The following is a 13,417-nucleotide window of genomic DNA, read 5'->3' on the forward strand; positions in this document are numbered from 1 at the left end:
GGTGTCTGCAACCCTCGAAGCTAATGGCCGCTCACCCCCTCCTCGGGCACCTTTCAGTCTCCTATGTAGCGGAGTGGTGTCTGCAACCTAACGCGCTCCACCATGCGTCACGTGCTCGACTACTCTTTCAGTCTCCTATGTAGCGGAGTGGTGTCTGCAACCGGCATAGAATGCCGGGTATGGGGAAGAGGAAAAGCCCCTTTCAGTCTCCTATGTAGCGGAGTGGTGTCTGCAACGGAGGGGGCGGCGAAGCGGGTGCGCGGCGCGAAGATCTTTCAGTCTCCTATGTAGCGGAGTGGTGTCTGCAACTCCAGCGAGTCGGAAGCAACCCCGGCGCTGCGGCCCACTTTCAGTCTCCTATGTAGCGGAGTGGTGTCTGCAACCTTAGCGGTAATCTGGAGCCGTGAGGCGGGGTGAGTCTTTCAGTCTCCTATGTAGCGGAGTGGTGTCTGCAACTTCCGGGAGTTCGACGCAAATGGCGAGCTGCTGCACCTTTCAGTCTCCTATGTAGCGGAGTGGTGTCTGCAACCCCTGAACGTACATTGAGAAGACGTACTTCTCGCCCGCTTTCAGTCTCCTATGTAGCGGAGTGGTGTCTGCAACCTACGGCTTCCTGCGCTCCACCCCCGGCTACTCGGACTTTCAGTCTCCTATGTAGCGGAGTGGTGTCTGCAACTGGCACCGCGCTGAGCGCGAGGCCCTCGCCGAGAACTTTCAGTCTCCTATGTAGCGGAGTGGTGTCTGCAACCCACACGAACCGCTCCATGGCGTCCGCCAGCCGTCCCCTTTCAGTCTCCTATGTAGCGGAGTGGTGTCTGCAACATACTACGCCGAGCTCCTCGCGCAGAAGTCCCTGCGCTTTCAGTCTCCTATGTAGCGGAGTGGTGTCTGCAACGATCACCTCGCCCCGGGAGTCCATGATCGCGCAGCCTTTCAGTCTCCTATGTAGCGGAGTGGTGTCTGCAACCAGACCCATGCAACAGATTGTATGGTATATATTTCCGCGAAGATTCGCGGTTTTCAAGGCTCAAGTGTTCGTTTTTGGATGCTAGCATGATCCTGCAGATGAAGCTACCTTCGAAAGCTGGGCTTCTGCACCGGCCGGCGGGGAGTTTGCGAAAGACATTTTGTCGCAGGTTTGCAGGTAAAATGAGCTGCTACCGGATAATGCTGCAAGCTTACTCGGAAGGATTGGCACACCTTGCTACAGGGGTTTGCGAAAGAGGGGGGCTGAGGTGAGCAGGATGGGGGCTACACTGGGCACGCTCGCGGTGCTGAAGATCCTCTCGGAGGGGGCTGCATCGAGAGAGAGGCTCTTGGCCCGGCTCGAAGAAGAGTTCGGCATCGGGCGGGACGAACGCACGCTCCGGCGTTACGTGAGCGCTCTGCGGGAAGCCGGGTTCGAGATCCGTAGCCATAGCGGAAAGCTGGAGCTTGTGAGCTCTCCCGTCCGGCTGCCGTTCGATGAGTACGAGGCCCTGGCCGCCCTCAGCCTGCTGGAGTCCGTAGCCGGGCAGGAGCCTGTGTATGGCGGTCATCTCGCTTCTGCAGCGGGCAAGCTGCGCCGCGCTCTGCCGGAGGGAGTTTTGAAGTTCGTGGACCGGGGGCGGGTGGAGTTTGATCTCTCTCCGGCCAGCGATCCTCCTGAGGATCCCCACGTAATAGATACCCTCCGCCAGGCAGCTTACCGCAATCAGCGGATAGAGATGCACTACTATAGCCTCTCCTCGGGCGAGTCGCGCTGGAGAGTAGTCGAGCCCGTGCGGGTCTATCACGCGCAGAGGGCGCACCGGCTCTACGCCTACGACCCCGAGTCGAACGAATACCGGGAGTTCCGGGTCAACCGCATCGGGGAGGTGAAGATGCTGCCGGATAAGTTCTCCCCCGAAGCCCACACCCGGCAGCTCAAGCCCGCCCGCGTCTGGCTCAACGAGAAGACCTTCGCCGCTTACGGCAAATACGTCATCCCCGACCCCCACGCCACGGTGAAACCTCAGGACGACGGCACCGCGATCGTAGAGGGCTCCGTAGCAAACATCTTCTGGACCGTCCGGGATATCGCCGCTCTGGGACCCGGCGCCCGAGTCCTCGGCGGCCCGGAACTCAAGGAGGAGTTCCTGCAATTCCTCCGCCTCACATTGAATCAGTATTCATAATCTCCGAAAAAATCAGAAAATCTATCGCTCCGGTCCTGTCGTGTCCGGTTTCTTCTGGAGAATAGACCGCAGATTACTAAAGGCTTATGCGTTTGGTTACGAGAATAGTAGGGTGACCGAGGTATTCGTAGAAGGTTTTGGGGTATCGGTGGGGAAGAAGAGCGAGCGCCTGGTCGTGAAGAGGAGGGGGGAGGTGATCTTCGAGCGCCCCTTCTTCGACGTCGAGCGCGTCATCGTCTCGACCGAGGGTGCTACCATCTCTGCGGCCGCGATCCACGAGTGCTCCCGGCAAGGGGTGCCACTCGAGTTCCTCAGTTATTCCGGAGCTCCGTACGCGAGCGTCATCTCTCCGAATCTCGGGGGCACGGTCAAGACGCGGCGGGCGCAGCTTCTGGCCTATGAGGATGCCCGCGGCGTGGAGCTTGGGAAGTCCTTCGCCACCGGAAAGCTCAGGAATGCGGCCAACAACCTCAAGTACTTCGCAAAGTACCGCAAGGCGAAAGACCGCCGCGTCTACGACTACCTCTACCGCCGGATAGACAGGATCGAAGACCTCGTACGGCAGGTGAACGCAATAGAGGGGCGGTGTGCGGACGAGGTGCGTGGCACGCTGCTCAACGCCGAGGGGCGCGGTGCCGCCCTGTACTGGGAGGGGGTGGCGCGGGTAGCGCCGGGGTTCGCCGGGCGCGAGGGGCGGGGAGCTAAGGATCTCGTAAACTCCCTGCTCAACTATGGGTACGGTATCCTCTACCATCGCGTCCTCTCGGCGGTGACGCGGGCGGGGCTGGACCCGTTCGCCGGGTATGTCCACACCGACCGTCCCGGCAAGCCCTCGCTCGTCCTCGACCTCATAGAGGAGTTCCGCCAGCCGGTCGTGGACCGGGCCGTCTTCGGGATGCTCGGGACCGGGTTCAAGGTGGGGATGGACGGCGAGAAGCTCGACGAGCCGACCAGGAAGCTCGTCGCCGGGAAGGTGCGGGAGCGGCTTGCAACCCGGGTGAAGCACCGGGGCAAGAGGCACGCCCTGGAGAACGTCATCCACGTTCAGGCCCGCTCGGTAGCCAGCTTCGTGCGGGATGGAGTTCTGTATAAGCCGTTCGTGGGGAGCTGGTAGTTGGGCTACGTGCTTCTCATCTACGACATACCGGATGACCGGGTTCGCCATCGCGTCTCCGAGCGGTGCAAGGACTACGGCTTGAGTCGCATCCAGTACTCCGCGTTCGCCGGGGATCTGGACCGCAACCGCCGCGAGGAGCTGATGCTCAGGCTCAAAAAGACCCTCGGAAAGAAGGAGGGCGTAATCCGCCTGCAGCCGGTGTGTAGCCGCGACCTGACGCTCGCGAAGGAGATCGCCGTTGAGGGGGCATGATCTCACCGTCACCGACGTCCGCCAGCACGTCTACTGCCCGCGCATCCCGTACTACCGCTACAACATGCCGCTGGAGCGTCCGGTAACGGCCAAGATGGACCTCGGTAAAGAGGAGCACGAGTCCGCCGCGGCGAAAGAAGCCCGCCGCACCCTGAAAGCGTACGGGATAAAGAAGGGCGAGCGCCGGTTCGGGGTTAATCTCTACTCGGAGCACCTGCGGCTGCGCGGGAAGATCGACATGGTAATCTTCACCCCGCAAGAGGTCATCCCCGTAGAGTACAAGATGACCTCCGGCGTCGGGTTGCACCACAAGTGCCAGCTCGCAGCCTACGCCATGCTCGCCGAACACACCTGCTCGCGCACCGTAAGCCGCGCCTTCGCCTACCTCACCCCGGCCAAAAGGGCCGTCGAGATCCCCATAACCGCCGCCATGCGCGACTACGTGCGCAAAGTGCTCGAAGAGCTGCGCGCCTCGATGGAGCGCGAGCAGCTCCCCGGGCCCACTCCTTACCGCAAACGCTGCACCGGTTGCGAGTACCGCCGGTTCTGCGGCGACGTGCTCACCGGAGGAAGCTGAGCTATGTTTATGCCTACCGCAGAGGAGAAAAAACGCCTCCTGCGGGGCACCATCCCGCGCGCCCGCAAGCTCGGCGTGGACGACACGCTGCGCGGCTGGAGTTGGTCCGCCCCGCCGCTCCTCTCTCCCTACGAGGTGCCGCTCGGGCTCTCCGAGGTCGCCAACGCCTACTGCGCTACGGGCCGCGACATCTACGCCCGGCGCGTCCTCGGAGCGGAGACGGAGCCCAACGAGAAGATGATCCTGGGCTCCGCGCTGCACTCGACGCTGCGGGAGTGGACCGTCCACGCCAAGCGGAAGCTCTACGAGTCCGGGGCGGAGGACATCGAGCGGGCGGTGCGGGAGATCCGGGCCTTCCCCGAGCCGGACCTCCCCGAAGCCCGCAGCCTCGTCGCCTACGAAGCCGACGCCATCGAGTTCCGGCTGCGCGAGGCTATAAGCCAGTTCCCCCGCATCGGCACCGACGCGCTCGTAGCCCAGGTGCTGCCCGTCACCTTGGGCCAGATGCTCGACGGAGCCTTCCTCGGCCTCAGCCGCCGGCTCTCCACCGACCTGCTCAACCTCGGCGAGCCGGCCGTCCTCAACATAATCTTCAACGACGAGAAGAGGAGCTTCCACCCGCTCACACTCGCCGGATACGCCCTCGTGCTCGAAGCCGTGTACGAGTTCCCGGTGGATGTGGGAGTCACGGTGTACGCCAGCTTCCGGAACGGCCGCCTCCAGATAGAGCGCGAGTTCGCCGTTTTGGGCGACGAGCTCAGGATGGAGTTCATAGAAGTGAGAGATGAGAAACAACGCATGGTCGCCGACGAGCTAGACCCCGGCCCCTGTGAAGAATGCGAAGCGTGGTGCTCGAAGTGAATGAGAATATAATGACCACAAACGATATACGAAAGGCATCAGCATGGCACGTTTTGTGGTCACGATACCGGACGAGTTTCTCAAAGAGGTGGATGCTCGGGCGAAAGCCGAGCACCGGAGCCGGAGCGAGCTGGTTCGAGAGGCGCTTCGGAACTACCTGCGTTCGGGAGAACGTAAGGAGGACATTTCGAACAGGCCCGATTTTAAGAGGGCCGTCCGGTTTCAGGACGAGATGCGGCGTCGCCACGAGGGGTCGGGGTACAGCGGATCGGCGGTCGTGCGGGAGATGCGGGACAGGATCTATTGAGCTACCCCTTCCGGGCCGCCGTCCTCGACACCTCCGTCGTGGTCAAGTGGTTCATCCACGAAGAGGATTCCGAGAGAGCCGCGAACCTGCGACACGCTCATGGTCGGGCCGAGCTACTACTCCACGCGCCGGATATATTGCTGATGGAGCTGGCGAACGCGCTGCGATATTCACCCCTGGTATCCGTAGAGGAAACATCGCAGGCCCTACTGCTATTCTCCGGCCTGGGGATCACCATCGTCCCGTTCGATCTGAACGCCCTGATCTCCTCCGTCTCCCTCAGCCTGGAGCACGACCTCGCCGTCTACGACGCGTACTTCCTCGCCCTCGCTCGGGCGTTGGAGATGCCACTCGTAACCGCCGACCGGAGAATGCTCTCCCGCCTCACCGCCGAGGGCGGTGCTGTAGACCTCAAGAGCCTCTAACTCAATATCTCATCTGGCGCCGTCTACAAAACAGCGCATGGTTGCCGACGAACTGGATCCTGGTCCCTGCGAAGGATGCGAGGAATGGTGCGCGAGGTGATCAAGTCCTGTATATTGAAATATGGAAAGGGAGAGGAAGACAAAGTGACCTGGATGATTATTGAACCGTCTGGCGAACTGCTCCAAGAGCTGGACAGCCATATGCAAGGCAGCAGTAAGAATATCTCGGACCTCATCCGTGAAACATTAGAGAGCTACTTCCGCCAGCATCCGCTAATAAGACCGGGAGGAGAGATCTCCGGGCGTCCGGAAATTCGGCGTACGATCCAGTTTCAGGACGATATGCGGCGTCTGTTGGAAGGTAGCAGCTTCAGCACATCAGAGACTATTCGCAAGATCCGAGATGGCGGATGAACATGGAGTTCGTCGTTACTAATGAGCCCCCAAAGGGGCAAAAATGTGAGGAACTACCTGGGCGGCTAATTGAGATCTTCCGCGCGGGAGCAAGGAGCCAAAGCGCAGAACCTTTCTGGCATCAGGCTCAGGCATTCAGCCGTCTCCTGGATGATCAAGAGCTGGTGCTCGTTGCAGGAACAGCATCAGGAAAGACGTTGGCCGTTGGTACGCCTCTCTTCTATAAACTCCAGCGGGGTGAAATCCACAAAGTCCTCTTGATGTATCCGACACTGGCATTGCTTGAGGATCAGCGACGCGTCTTGCAGTTGTTGGCCGAAACAACCGATCTGACAGAAGAAATAGGCCAGTTGCGAGGGGGAATGTCGCGCAGTGCGCTTATACATAACCTTAACAAGCGGGTCCTGCTTGCCACGCCTGATGCTGTTTACTGGTTCTTCCGCAAAAATGTCAAGTACAACGCTTTGCTGGTGTATGGTTTGTGCCAGGTGGATGAATTCGTGTTGGACGAAGCGCATCTATTCAATGGTCTAATGCTGCGCAACGTCGAGCATCTATGGCAGCGGCTTAAGTTGCTGGCCGGGTGTTTAAACAAGACGCCACGACTTCACATCCTTACCGCGACTCCGACTACTGGATTGCGAGAGTTGAGTGGAGCAGAAGATATACCGGGAAAATCCAAGTGCAATAGCGTAAGCGTAGAAATCCGACCGAGCGGGCGATTTGATCGCAGAGATCAGTTCACGAAAGCGATTAATGAGATGCTCGATTCTGGACAGCGCAAGGTGCTGGTCGTATGCAATTCGGCGCGCATGGCCCACCAGCTTTTTGAGAAGTATAGGGTAGCAGACATAAGTGCGATCGCTCTTGAACATCGTTTGAAGTTTGGCAAGGTGAAGCTGGACGACCTGATGAGGTGCTTAACAGAAGCAGGCGTTCAGAAGGAATCTACCGACGAGCTGAGTGTGCGGCTATCTGGCGAGGGAGATGTCGTCTTAGCGGACATACCCGATGGTACGGAGCTCAACCTGCCTTTGCAAGAAATAGTGGCACAGGCAACCGAGGCTCTGGAGAATCAGGGCTGGCTCGTCAAACGGGCATTGCGGGATCGAGCTCAATATCCAGGCGAGACGTGGGAGGCGCTGCTGAAAAATCGTCCCTTGCCCTGTCGCATCGTCGCAGCCGTGCGCCAACGTCTAGAGGCGGCAGTAAACCTCGATGAACAACAAGCCACCGTAGACGAGTGGCTCGCGAGTGTGCTGGAGAGATTGAGTACCATCTCCGACGACCAGATCTGCTGTAAGGCAAGGGATTTCGATTCTCTCACAAAGACTTTTGTCACGGCGGGCCTAGATAAGAGAGCAGCTTCGTTGCTAACGAAACGGCTAACGTTCGAGATGAAAGCAGATCCAGCCCAGCTTCCAAAGCAGAGTCTGAGCCACCGTCCCGTTTATCTACGGTGGCTGGATTGGGCTGTGAAAGATGACGAAAAGGAGAAGGTGCGCGAAGCGGTTAAGTCGGACTTGGCGTCGGGTGAACTCAACGCGGAACTTCGACACATAGGGTTATGGAGTAACACCGACGTACCCGTTATCGTCTATTCGGGCAGCATGGCCAAAGGGGCGCGTGAAGGCTTGATCGACGCTTTCTCCGACATGGAGAGAGCGGTCTTGATCTCTACCTCTGCGGTGGAGGTCGGAGTGGATTTTCACGCTGATGCCCTGATCACCGAAGAATGTGAAGGCAACTCGTTCCTCCAGCGGTTCGGACGTGTGGGACGACATGACAAAAGCAGCAAGGTTGTCGCTCTTGTAAGCGGAGACGCTTACGCAGCTCTTAGCGAACTTGACGAGGCAAATATCAGCCGCGAAAGATTCTCCGAGAAGATCACCGACGTTTTTCCGCGTTATAACTATGCGTCAGCTTCGCAAATGCTTGATGCTGGCCACTACTTGATCAACGAACAATTGGGCCGCATCGGTGGAAGGCTGAATGGTGTGCCAGAATTGCAAGAAGCGAAACCTATGGCCGAGCGATTTCGCACAGCTGGTATACAGCTTAACTTCGGCCTGCGGAATACTATGCCACAGATAACCTTGCGCGATGGTGTGGGCAGAGATCCCTTCTACCTGTTGCGTTATGTGGATGACGATAAGTTGCGTCCTGCTGATTCGCCATTTGAGGTGGCACGGGCGACAACGTGGTTTACTGGCTTGATCTTCCAGGGCGCGAGGTTCGATGTGATCGTGGATCTGGAACAGACGCTCAAGGCGAGCCAGCATGTGTTTTTGTCATCGAAAGATGGATTCGATATCTGGTCGCGGCCTGGTGCTGGCTTAGCGTATCTCCAGAGAATGAATGATCATTTCGGGCGGACGGGTGGATGGAGCAAGTGGCATCCGGGAAATTTGATGCTGCTGAACGGTGACGTTTACCTGTCCCGCATTGATCGTGATCATGAGATGCCGGTTCCTGAAGCTGTCTTCGACAGCGAACAGAATCCGCTATTCATACCCAATCAGACCTATCTGGTGCTGTGGGGATGGACAGATGCCGAGGAAACGCGCGAACTACTTAAAGACATTGTCGACTGGGAGGAACTTTACTACGACTGGGATAGGCTGCAATTTGAGTGGGCAAAGGCTATGGTGATCCTGGAGAATACAGCTGGCGCCTGCTTCGCTGCGTACAGAGAGTTGGTGGAATATGTTGGTCGCCAAGTTCAAAGGTAACCTTGGCAAGTCATCACACGGTGGTGAGTCACTTTACGATCACACTATGGATTGTGTGAAGGTGGCCCACAAAGTCTTGACCGACGAGCGATTTGCGCCGGTCGACTATCTCAAACAAAAGCGTGACCAACTGCTGTTTGCGATGTTTATCCACGACGTCGGCAAGCTCGACGCGGACTTTCAAGCGATGCTGCGTGCCGCCCGCGCTGGCGAGCCGCTGCCACCCAAGCGTGTAAAGCACGAAGCGAGCACGTCGGATTTTGAGCAGTTGGTCGTGGAGACCCAGGATGAGGTCAAGGAGCACCTGTGGGACGTACTCGGCTACAAGTTCACAGAAGAGATTAACCTCAACGACGCGTTGGCGTTCACCGTGAGCCATCATGGGATGTTCTACCTATCTTTCGAGGCGCGCAACGGGCAAGTGCTTAGACGCGTTCGGCGAGAGTGGACGGTCTTCAACTACGGCGAGCAACGGCGCATCACTCTGGCGGACCTGTTGTTCGACTACCACCCACTTGGAGGGCTGGTCATCATCGCCGACCTACTTGGCTCTTTCTGCTACGAGCAACGTATCGCTGACGCCGACGAGATCATCGAGAGAGCCGGGTCTCTGCGCGAGCTGATCGAGACGCTGCTCCACGAGGGAGCAGCGGAAACGGTTGAGGAAAGCATCAACCAGTACGATCCGCGCACCTACGCGCTGCGAGATCTGCTCACTCTGCTGGCAGGAGGCTTGGCCTGATGGAAAACGTCATAGATATCGTTCGGCGGCAAGCCGAGGAGACGATCAGGAACCTGGGTGTAGAAGAGGTAGTCACGGCAGAGCAGGTCGCCGACAGCGTGCTGCGCCAGACCGCCTATTGGGAGATGTCTATATCAGATGGAGAGAAGTTACTGTTCGTGCGCTTCTTCTCGCCTGTTGTCCAGCGCGAGGAGGTTTCCCTAGGAAACATCCTGTTCAACTCCTTCTTAGGCAAAGCCTTCACCCGCGCCGTTGTCGAGAACGATTCGAGCAAAGCGGAACTGGTGGCGAACGATCTGGAGAGCTACTACTTCCTGATACGCACTACTTCCGACGTGGCGCAGTTAGCTGACACATTCCGCTCCGAAGTCGAACGTAGCTTGCCGGACCTGTTCTTCGGCGAGCAGGACAAAGCGAAAGGGATTTACGGCGATCTGAGCCGTATGTTCACATTTCGTAAGACCGACTTTGAGCCTTTCCCCGTTTATGCCGTTCCGCAATTCCTTGCTCCGCAGCTTGAGAAAGCGGTCCGCAAAGAGTTGAATAAGTTGTTGAACCCGAGTGTGTTCCTCAATCGAGTCAGAACAGCGCTCGCCACCATTACTTTCTTCTACGGACGCACGAGTGGTGGTAGTGGAGATGTGCAAAGCCCTGCAAATTTTATTGACCGTCTTGTAAACGAAGAGGATTACGACGAGCTTCTTAAAGTCGACGAAGTGAAGAAGGCTTTTAACGTTGCTGAGGCCAAGAAAACCACCATCAAGAAAAGCATTGACGACGAAACGTACAGCGTAGAGCGGCTACTTGACCTGTTGTCCAAATTATCGCGAACTTTTCATGCCAGTATTGATAGTGGATCCACCAAGTGGCTCATGGGCTTCCTCTACAAGGACGAAAAGTTCGTAAGCTTGGAGCCGACAGATTACCTCAGTGTACTGTTAGCGGACGTACAGCTTGGATACCAACCATTTGCGAGACCGTCTGCAGGAAACGTCGTACCGTGCCGCCTCTGCAATGTTTTGTACGCGTCTGTGGAAGAACGTTATGTCACAACAGGGTTGAACTCTTTTAAATTCGACAATCAGAGGGTTCGACGACAGGCAGAGAAGGCGTGCGCCAAGTGTGCACTGCATTCCTACTTAGCTCAAAAGCTATTGGGCACGGAAATGGTGTCCGCAGGGCGCAAGCTGCCGCAAGTTCCCAAGACCTACAATCTCATCTTTCACTACGGCAAGCACGATGATGAGGATATCAACCACCTCACTCGCACCATCGACCTAGTTTGGGGCTTGGTGCAACAGCGTCGTGAGGCCGAACAAATTCGCCGGGAAGCGAATGAACAGATCAAGACTTTAGAAGATAGGCTTGAACGAGAAGAGGATGAGCAGAAGAAGCAGGAGTTGGAGACCGAGCTCGCTGAAAAAACTGCAAAGTTAGAACAGGCGCAGGCTACCATCTCAAAGAGCGGGGATGGGATCTATGCAACCTGCCCGTGGCTTAAAGAGTCAGGCGCGTCTCCGGTACCCTGGGAAAATACCTCGCTAGATGCGCTCGCCAATATCCAACTGTCCGAGACGAAAGTCGAACGGCATGTACTAGGGTTGGGTCTGGATGGATACCGGATGATCCTTTTTATATTACCGCAAATACGTGCGCCGCGTAATGCGAAGGAACACGACTTTGCCCAGCGCCGTTTCTCCGACAGCCGCGTGACGGTCACGGCGCTGCTTTCGTTCTTGCGCAAGCTATGCGGATGCGATGGACCTTTCTACTACCAGTCACTCCCTACGCTCACGCCTGAAGGCTTTGACCCGAAAACTTTCTACGTGCGGGATGAGCAGATTAGTATTCAGCAAGCGCAAAATGAGTATGAGGTCGTTACACAATTAGCGTGGAAGCTCGTCTGGCAACGCGGCAGCGATGGCTTTGTACGCAAGGTGATTCTTGCCGAGAAGCTGCTGGAAGACCCGCTCGGGACATTTGCTACCGTAATGCGCGACAGCGCAATCTTCGAGCAAACCGGGACCAGAGGACGGTATAAGCGGTTGCCACGTAGCTACAAACAGGAGTGGAAGGCCTGGGATCTGACCGAGTACGCAAAGTTTATCCAGCGGCTTTCGAAACTTCAGGAGGTGAATGGCATGGCGCTTAACGTCGATCGAAAAGAGTTGGATGAGTTCTGTACTAAGCTCTTTCGAGCGTTAGATAACCTGGGGCTGCTACCGCGCCGGTTGGATTGGAAGCGAAGCTCTTCTGGGAAGTTGCAGCGGGTGGCACCAACAGAGCTCGAGAAGTACCCTCGCTTATTGTTCGGTAGCATTCAACGCTATGGCGATGTAGAAGCAGGGTTCAGGGAATGGGAGAGTCGTGTGCTTCGCGATGTCAGATCCCCATCTGTCAGAGAAGCGCACTACCCTGATCTCGAGTCCTTGCGCCAGTGGATGGTGCAGCATAAAGATATATTCACCAAGAATAAGGCAAACATGCAGCATCTGCGCGCTAGCCTCTACGCGCGGGCTTTCCAGTATCTATACCCGCGTCGCGTGCTGGCGAACGTCTTCTGCGAAAAGCAGAAGGGTAGCCCCGATGCCATCGAGCCAGAGTTCTTGGCGGAGGCACTGCCCAACTCTATCGAAGGGGATGTTCAAAAGTTACGTGAGGCTTATAGAGATGAGTGGGAGGAGATAGTCGGCGACACACGAGACAGTCTCGTTGCTAACGCTGCCTATTATCGTAGGGTGCTGCGTGGCGAAGAACCTATGGCTCCACCGGCAGAAGAGGTCGAAGAGGCGGAGGAAGAGGCTGAACTTGAGGAGGTGGTACGGTGAGCGGGATAGAAAAATTCAGTGAGGCGCTGGCGAGCGTGCAAACGTTGGCACCGCGTGTAGTGAATAAGAATAAAGTAGCGCAGGCGATCTACACGCGGCAGGTTGTTACAGTCGTAGGAGTAAAAACAGCTACAAGCCGTTTTCTGCCCGTTTCACACGCAGGTTACTCGAATGAGACCTACGTGGACAAGCTCGACCTGCTCGACAAGACGCGTGCAGAGTTCATCGGACGTAAGTTGAAAGGTGCTGAGCGGCGGGCACATATGACTCTCTTTCGTCAAATGACAGAGGCTGAAACAAACAATGGCTGGCGTGGCTTTTTCTCCGATAAGTTCGGCAGAGAGTGTGCCATTCCCGACGGGTTATGCATTGCTTGCTGGAACTGCTCGCTATTTGGTGGTTTACAGGCCGGTGGAGTAGCGACGTTCTCGCGTGTTCGATACTTCGATACTTTTTCGGTTGAAGACGGTGTCGAGTGCATACAGACTGATGAAGCGCCGGAACAGATGGCTATCGGTAACACTGTTGGTGAAGACTTGAGTGTGGAGCGTGGCGAGGCATCTTTCCATCGCTACGAATACGTCAAGGCAGGCACGCGCTTCCCGTTCATTACCATCATCGAAAGCCCGACGCTGCTTGATGTGGCGGGTTATGTGGCAGCGGTCAAGCTGGCCGACCAGCACGGCTACGGCAAATATTCGGCCAACCACGGTAAGTTCTCTACGGAGTTCCTTGCCGTGTCCACAGGCTATCCGCAGTTCTCCGTGCTGGACATGCTAACGTGGCTGGAAAACGGCGAGCAGGAAGAAACCGGGAATGGTAATCCCGGGAATGAGAGAGCCGAGGGTACAACGACGGAGAACAAGATAGCCGACAAGCTGAAGTTTGAGGCGGCTGTTGGTGAACCTGTGTCGCTGTTTGGTAGTGAAATCACCGAAATTCGGAAGGAGCTAGACAAAGAATTCAAATCCTACCTCAACGCGCTCAACAACGCGGGCAAATGAGA

The 13,417-nt window shown here is 57.0% G+C and carries 12 protein-coding genes and 1 CRISPR repeat array; all 12 genes read left to right on the forward strand.

All coding sequences use genetic code 11. The features are described from left to right. The first annotated feature begins 50 nt into the window (after window positions 1–50). Window positions 51–967: a CRISPR direct-repeat array (repeat unit 37 nt; unit sequence CTTTCAGTCTCCTATGTAGCGGAGTGGTGTCTGCAAC). 277 nt (window positions 968–1,244) lie between these two features. The 12 genes from E0L93_RS11950 to cas7d all read left to right on the forward strand — a co-directional run bounded on the left by E0L93_RS11950 (window position 1,245) and on the right by cas7d (window position 13,415). Continuing rightward, the gene (locus tag E0L93_RS11950; protein WP_243638219.1) at window positions 1,245–2,156 is read left to right on the forward strand and encodes a helix-turn-helix transcriptional regulator; all 912 of its coding nucleotides are present in this window, start codon (window positions 1,245–1,247) and stop codon (window positions 2,154–2,156) included. A gap of 112 nt (window positions 2,157–2,268) precedes the next feature. Next, on the forward strand, window positions 2,269–3,270 hold the full coding sequence (gene cas1, locus E0L93_RS11955) for a CRISPR-associated endonuclease Cas1 (protein ID WP_132692235.1): 1,002 nt from the start codon (window positions 2,269–2,271) through the stop codon (window positions 3,268–3,270). Window positions 3,271–3,279: 9 nt separating this feature from the next. Then, window positions 3,280–3,525, forward strand: a complete 246-nt coding sequence (gene cas2, locus E0L93_RS11960) for a CRISPR-associated endonuclease Cas2 (RefSeq protein WP_132692295.1) — start codon at window positions 3,280–3,282, stop codon at window positions 3,523–3,525. Continuing rightward, window positions 3,512–4,102 carry a CRISPR-associated protein Cas4 gene (gene cas4 / locus E0L93_RS11965; RefSeq protein WP_132692237.1) on the forward strand — a complete coding sequence of 197 codons (591 nt, stop codon included), beginning with the start codon at window positions 3,512–3,514 and terminating at the stop codon, window positions 4,100–4,102. The genes cas2 and cas4 overlap by 14 nt, the downstream gene beginning before the upstream one ends. Window positions 4,103–4,111: 9 nt before the next feature. Then, window positions 4,112–4,963 (forward strand): type I-A CRISPR-associated protein Cas4/Csa1, encoded by an 852-nt coding sequence (cas4a, locus tag E0L93_RS11970; RefSeq protein WP_165874333.1) that lies wholly within the window; start codon window positions 4,112–4,114, stop codon window positions 4,961–4,963. A 43-nt stretch (window positions 4,964–5,006) separates the two neighbouring features. Further along, on the forward strand, window positions 5,007–5,270 hold the full coding sequence (locus E0L93_RS11975; protein WP_132692241.1) for a CopG family ribbon-helix-helix protein: 264 nt from the start codon (window positions 5,007–5,009) through the stop codon (window positions 5,268–5,270). Then, on the forward strand, window positions 5,267–5,695 hold the full coding sequence (locus E0L93_RS11980) for a type II toxin-antitoxin system VapC family toxin (RefSeq protein ID WP_165874334.1): 429 nt from the start codon (window positions 5,267–5,269) through the stop codon (window positions 5,693–5,695). Before E0L93_RS11975 ends, E0L93_RS11980 begins: the two co-directional genes overlap by 4 nt. 84 nt (window positions 5,696–5,779) lie before the next feature. Further along, window positions 5,780–6,109: a hypothetical protein gene (locus tag E0L93_RS11985; protein WP_132692245.1), complete on the forward strand. Its 330-nt coding sequence runs from the start codon at window positions 5,780–5,782 to the stop codon at window positions 6,107–6,109. 2 nt (window positions 6,110–6,111) lie between these two features. After that, a complete protein-coding gene (locus E0L93_RS11990) occupies window positions 6,112–8,841 on the forward strand; it encodes a DEAD/DEAH box helicase (RefSeq protein WP_165874335.1) in 2,730 nt (909 codons plus the stop codon). After that, window positions 8,816–9,583, forward strand: a complete 768-nt coding sequence (locus tag E0L93_RS11995) for an HD domain-containing protein (RefSeq protein WP_132692249.1) — start codon at window positions 8,816–8,818, stop codon at window positions 9,581–9,583. The genes E0L93_RS11990 and E0L93_RS11995 overlap by 26 nt, the downstream gene beginning before the upstream one ends. Further along, a complete protein-coding gene (locus tag E0L93_RS12000) occupies window positions 9,583–12,411 on the forward strand; it encodes a hypothetical protein (protein ID WP_132692251.1) in 2,829 nt (942 codons plus the stop codon). The genes E0L93_RS11995 and E0L93_RS12000 overlap by 1 nt, the downstream gene beginning before the upstream one ends. Further along, complete coding sequence (cas7d, locus tag E0L93_RS12005; protein ID WP_132692253.1) at window positions 12,408–13,415, forward strand: type I-D CRISPR-associated protein Cas7/Csc2; 1,008 nt, start codon at window positions 12,408–12,410, stop codon at window positions 13,413–13,415. The genes E0L93_RS12000 and cas7d overlap by 4 nt, the downstream gene beginning before the upstream one ends. The last annotated feature ends 2 nt before the right edge of the window (window positions 13,416–13,417 follow it).

This window comes from Rubrobacter taiwanensis (genome assembly GCF_004337705.1).
In the GTDB taxonomy this organism is placed as follows: domain Bacteria; phylum Actinomycetota; class Rubrobacteria; order Rubrobacterales; family Rubrobacteraceae; genus Rubrobacter_C; species Rubrobacter_C taiwanensis.

What these genes read in the sequence shown, in the direction of transcription:
- E0L93_RS11995 (WP_132692249.1), top strand. Translation starts at nt 8,816, where the DNA reads ATGTTGGTCGCCAAGTTCAAAGGTAACCTTGGCAAGTCATCACACGGT.
- cas4a (WP_165874333.1), top strand. Translation starts at nt 4,112, where the DNA reads ATGCCTACCGCAGAGGAGAAAAAACGCCTCCTGCGGGGCACCATCCCG.
- E0L93_RS12000 (WP_132692251.1), top strand. Translation starts at nt 9,583, where the DNA reads ATGGAAAACGTCATAGATATCGTTCGGCGGCAAGCCGAGGAGACGATC.
- E0L93_RS11950 (WP_243638219.1), top strand. Translation starts at nt 1,245, where the DNA reads ATGGGGGCTACACTGGGCACGCTCGCGGTGCTGAAGATCCTCTCGGAG.
- E0L93_RS11975 (WP_132692241.1), top strand. Translation starts at nt 5,007, where the DNA reads ATGGCACGTTTTGTGGTCACGATACCGGACGAGTTTCTCAAAGAGGTG.
- E0L93_RS11985 (WP_132692245.1), top strand. Translation starts at nt 5,780, where the DNA reads ATGGTGCGCGAGGTGATCAAGTCCTGTATATTGAAATATGGAAAGGGA.
- E0L93_RS11990 (WP_165874335.1), top strand. Translation starts at nt 6,112, where the DNA reads ATGGAGTTCGTCGTTACTAATGAGCCCCCAAAGGGGCAAAAATGTGAG.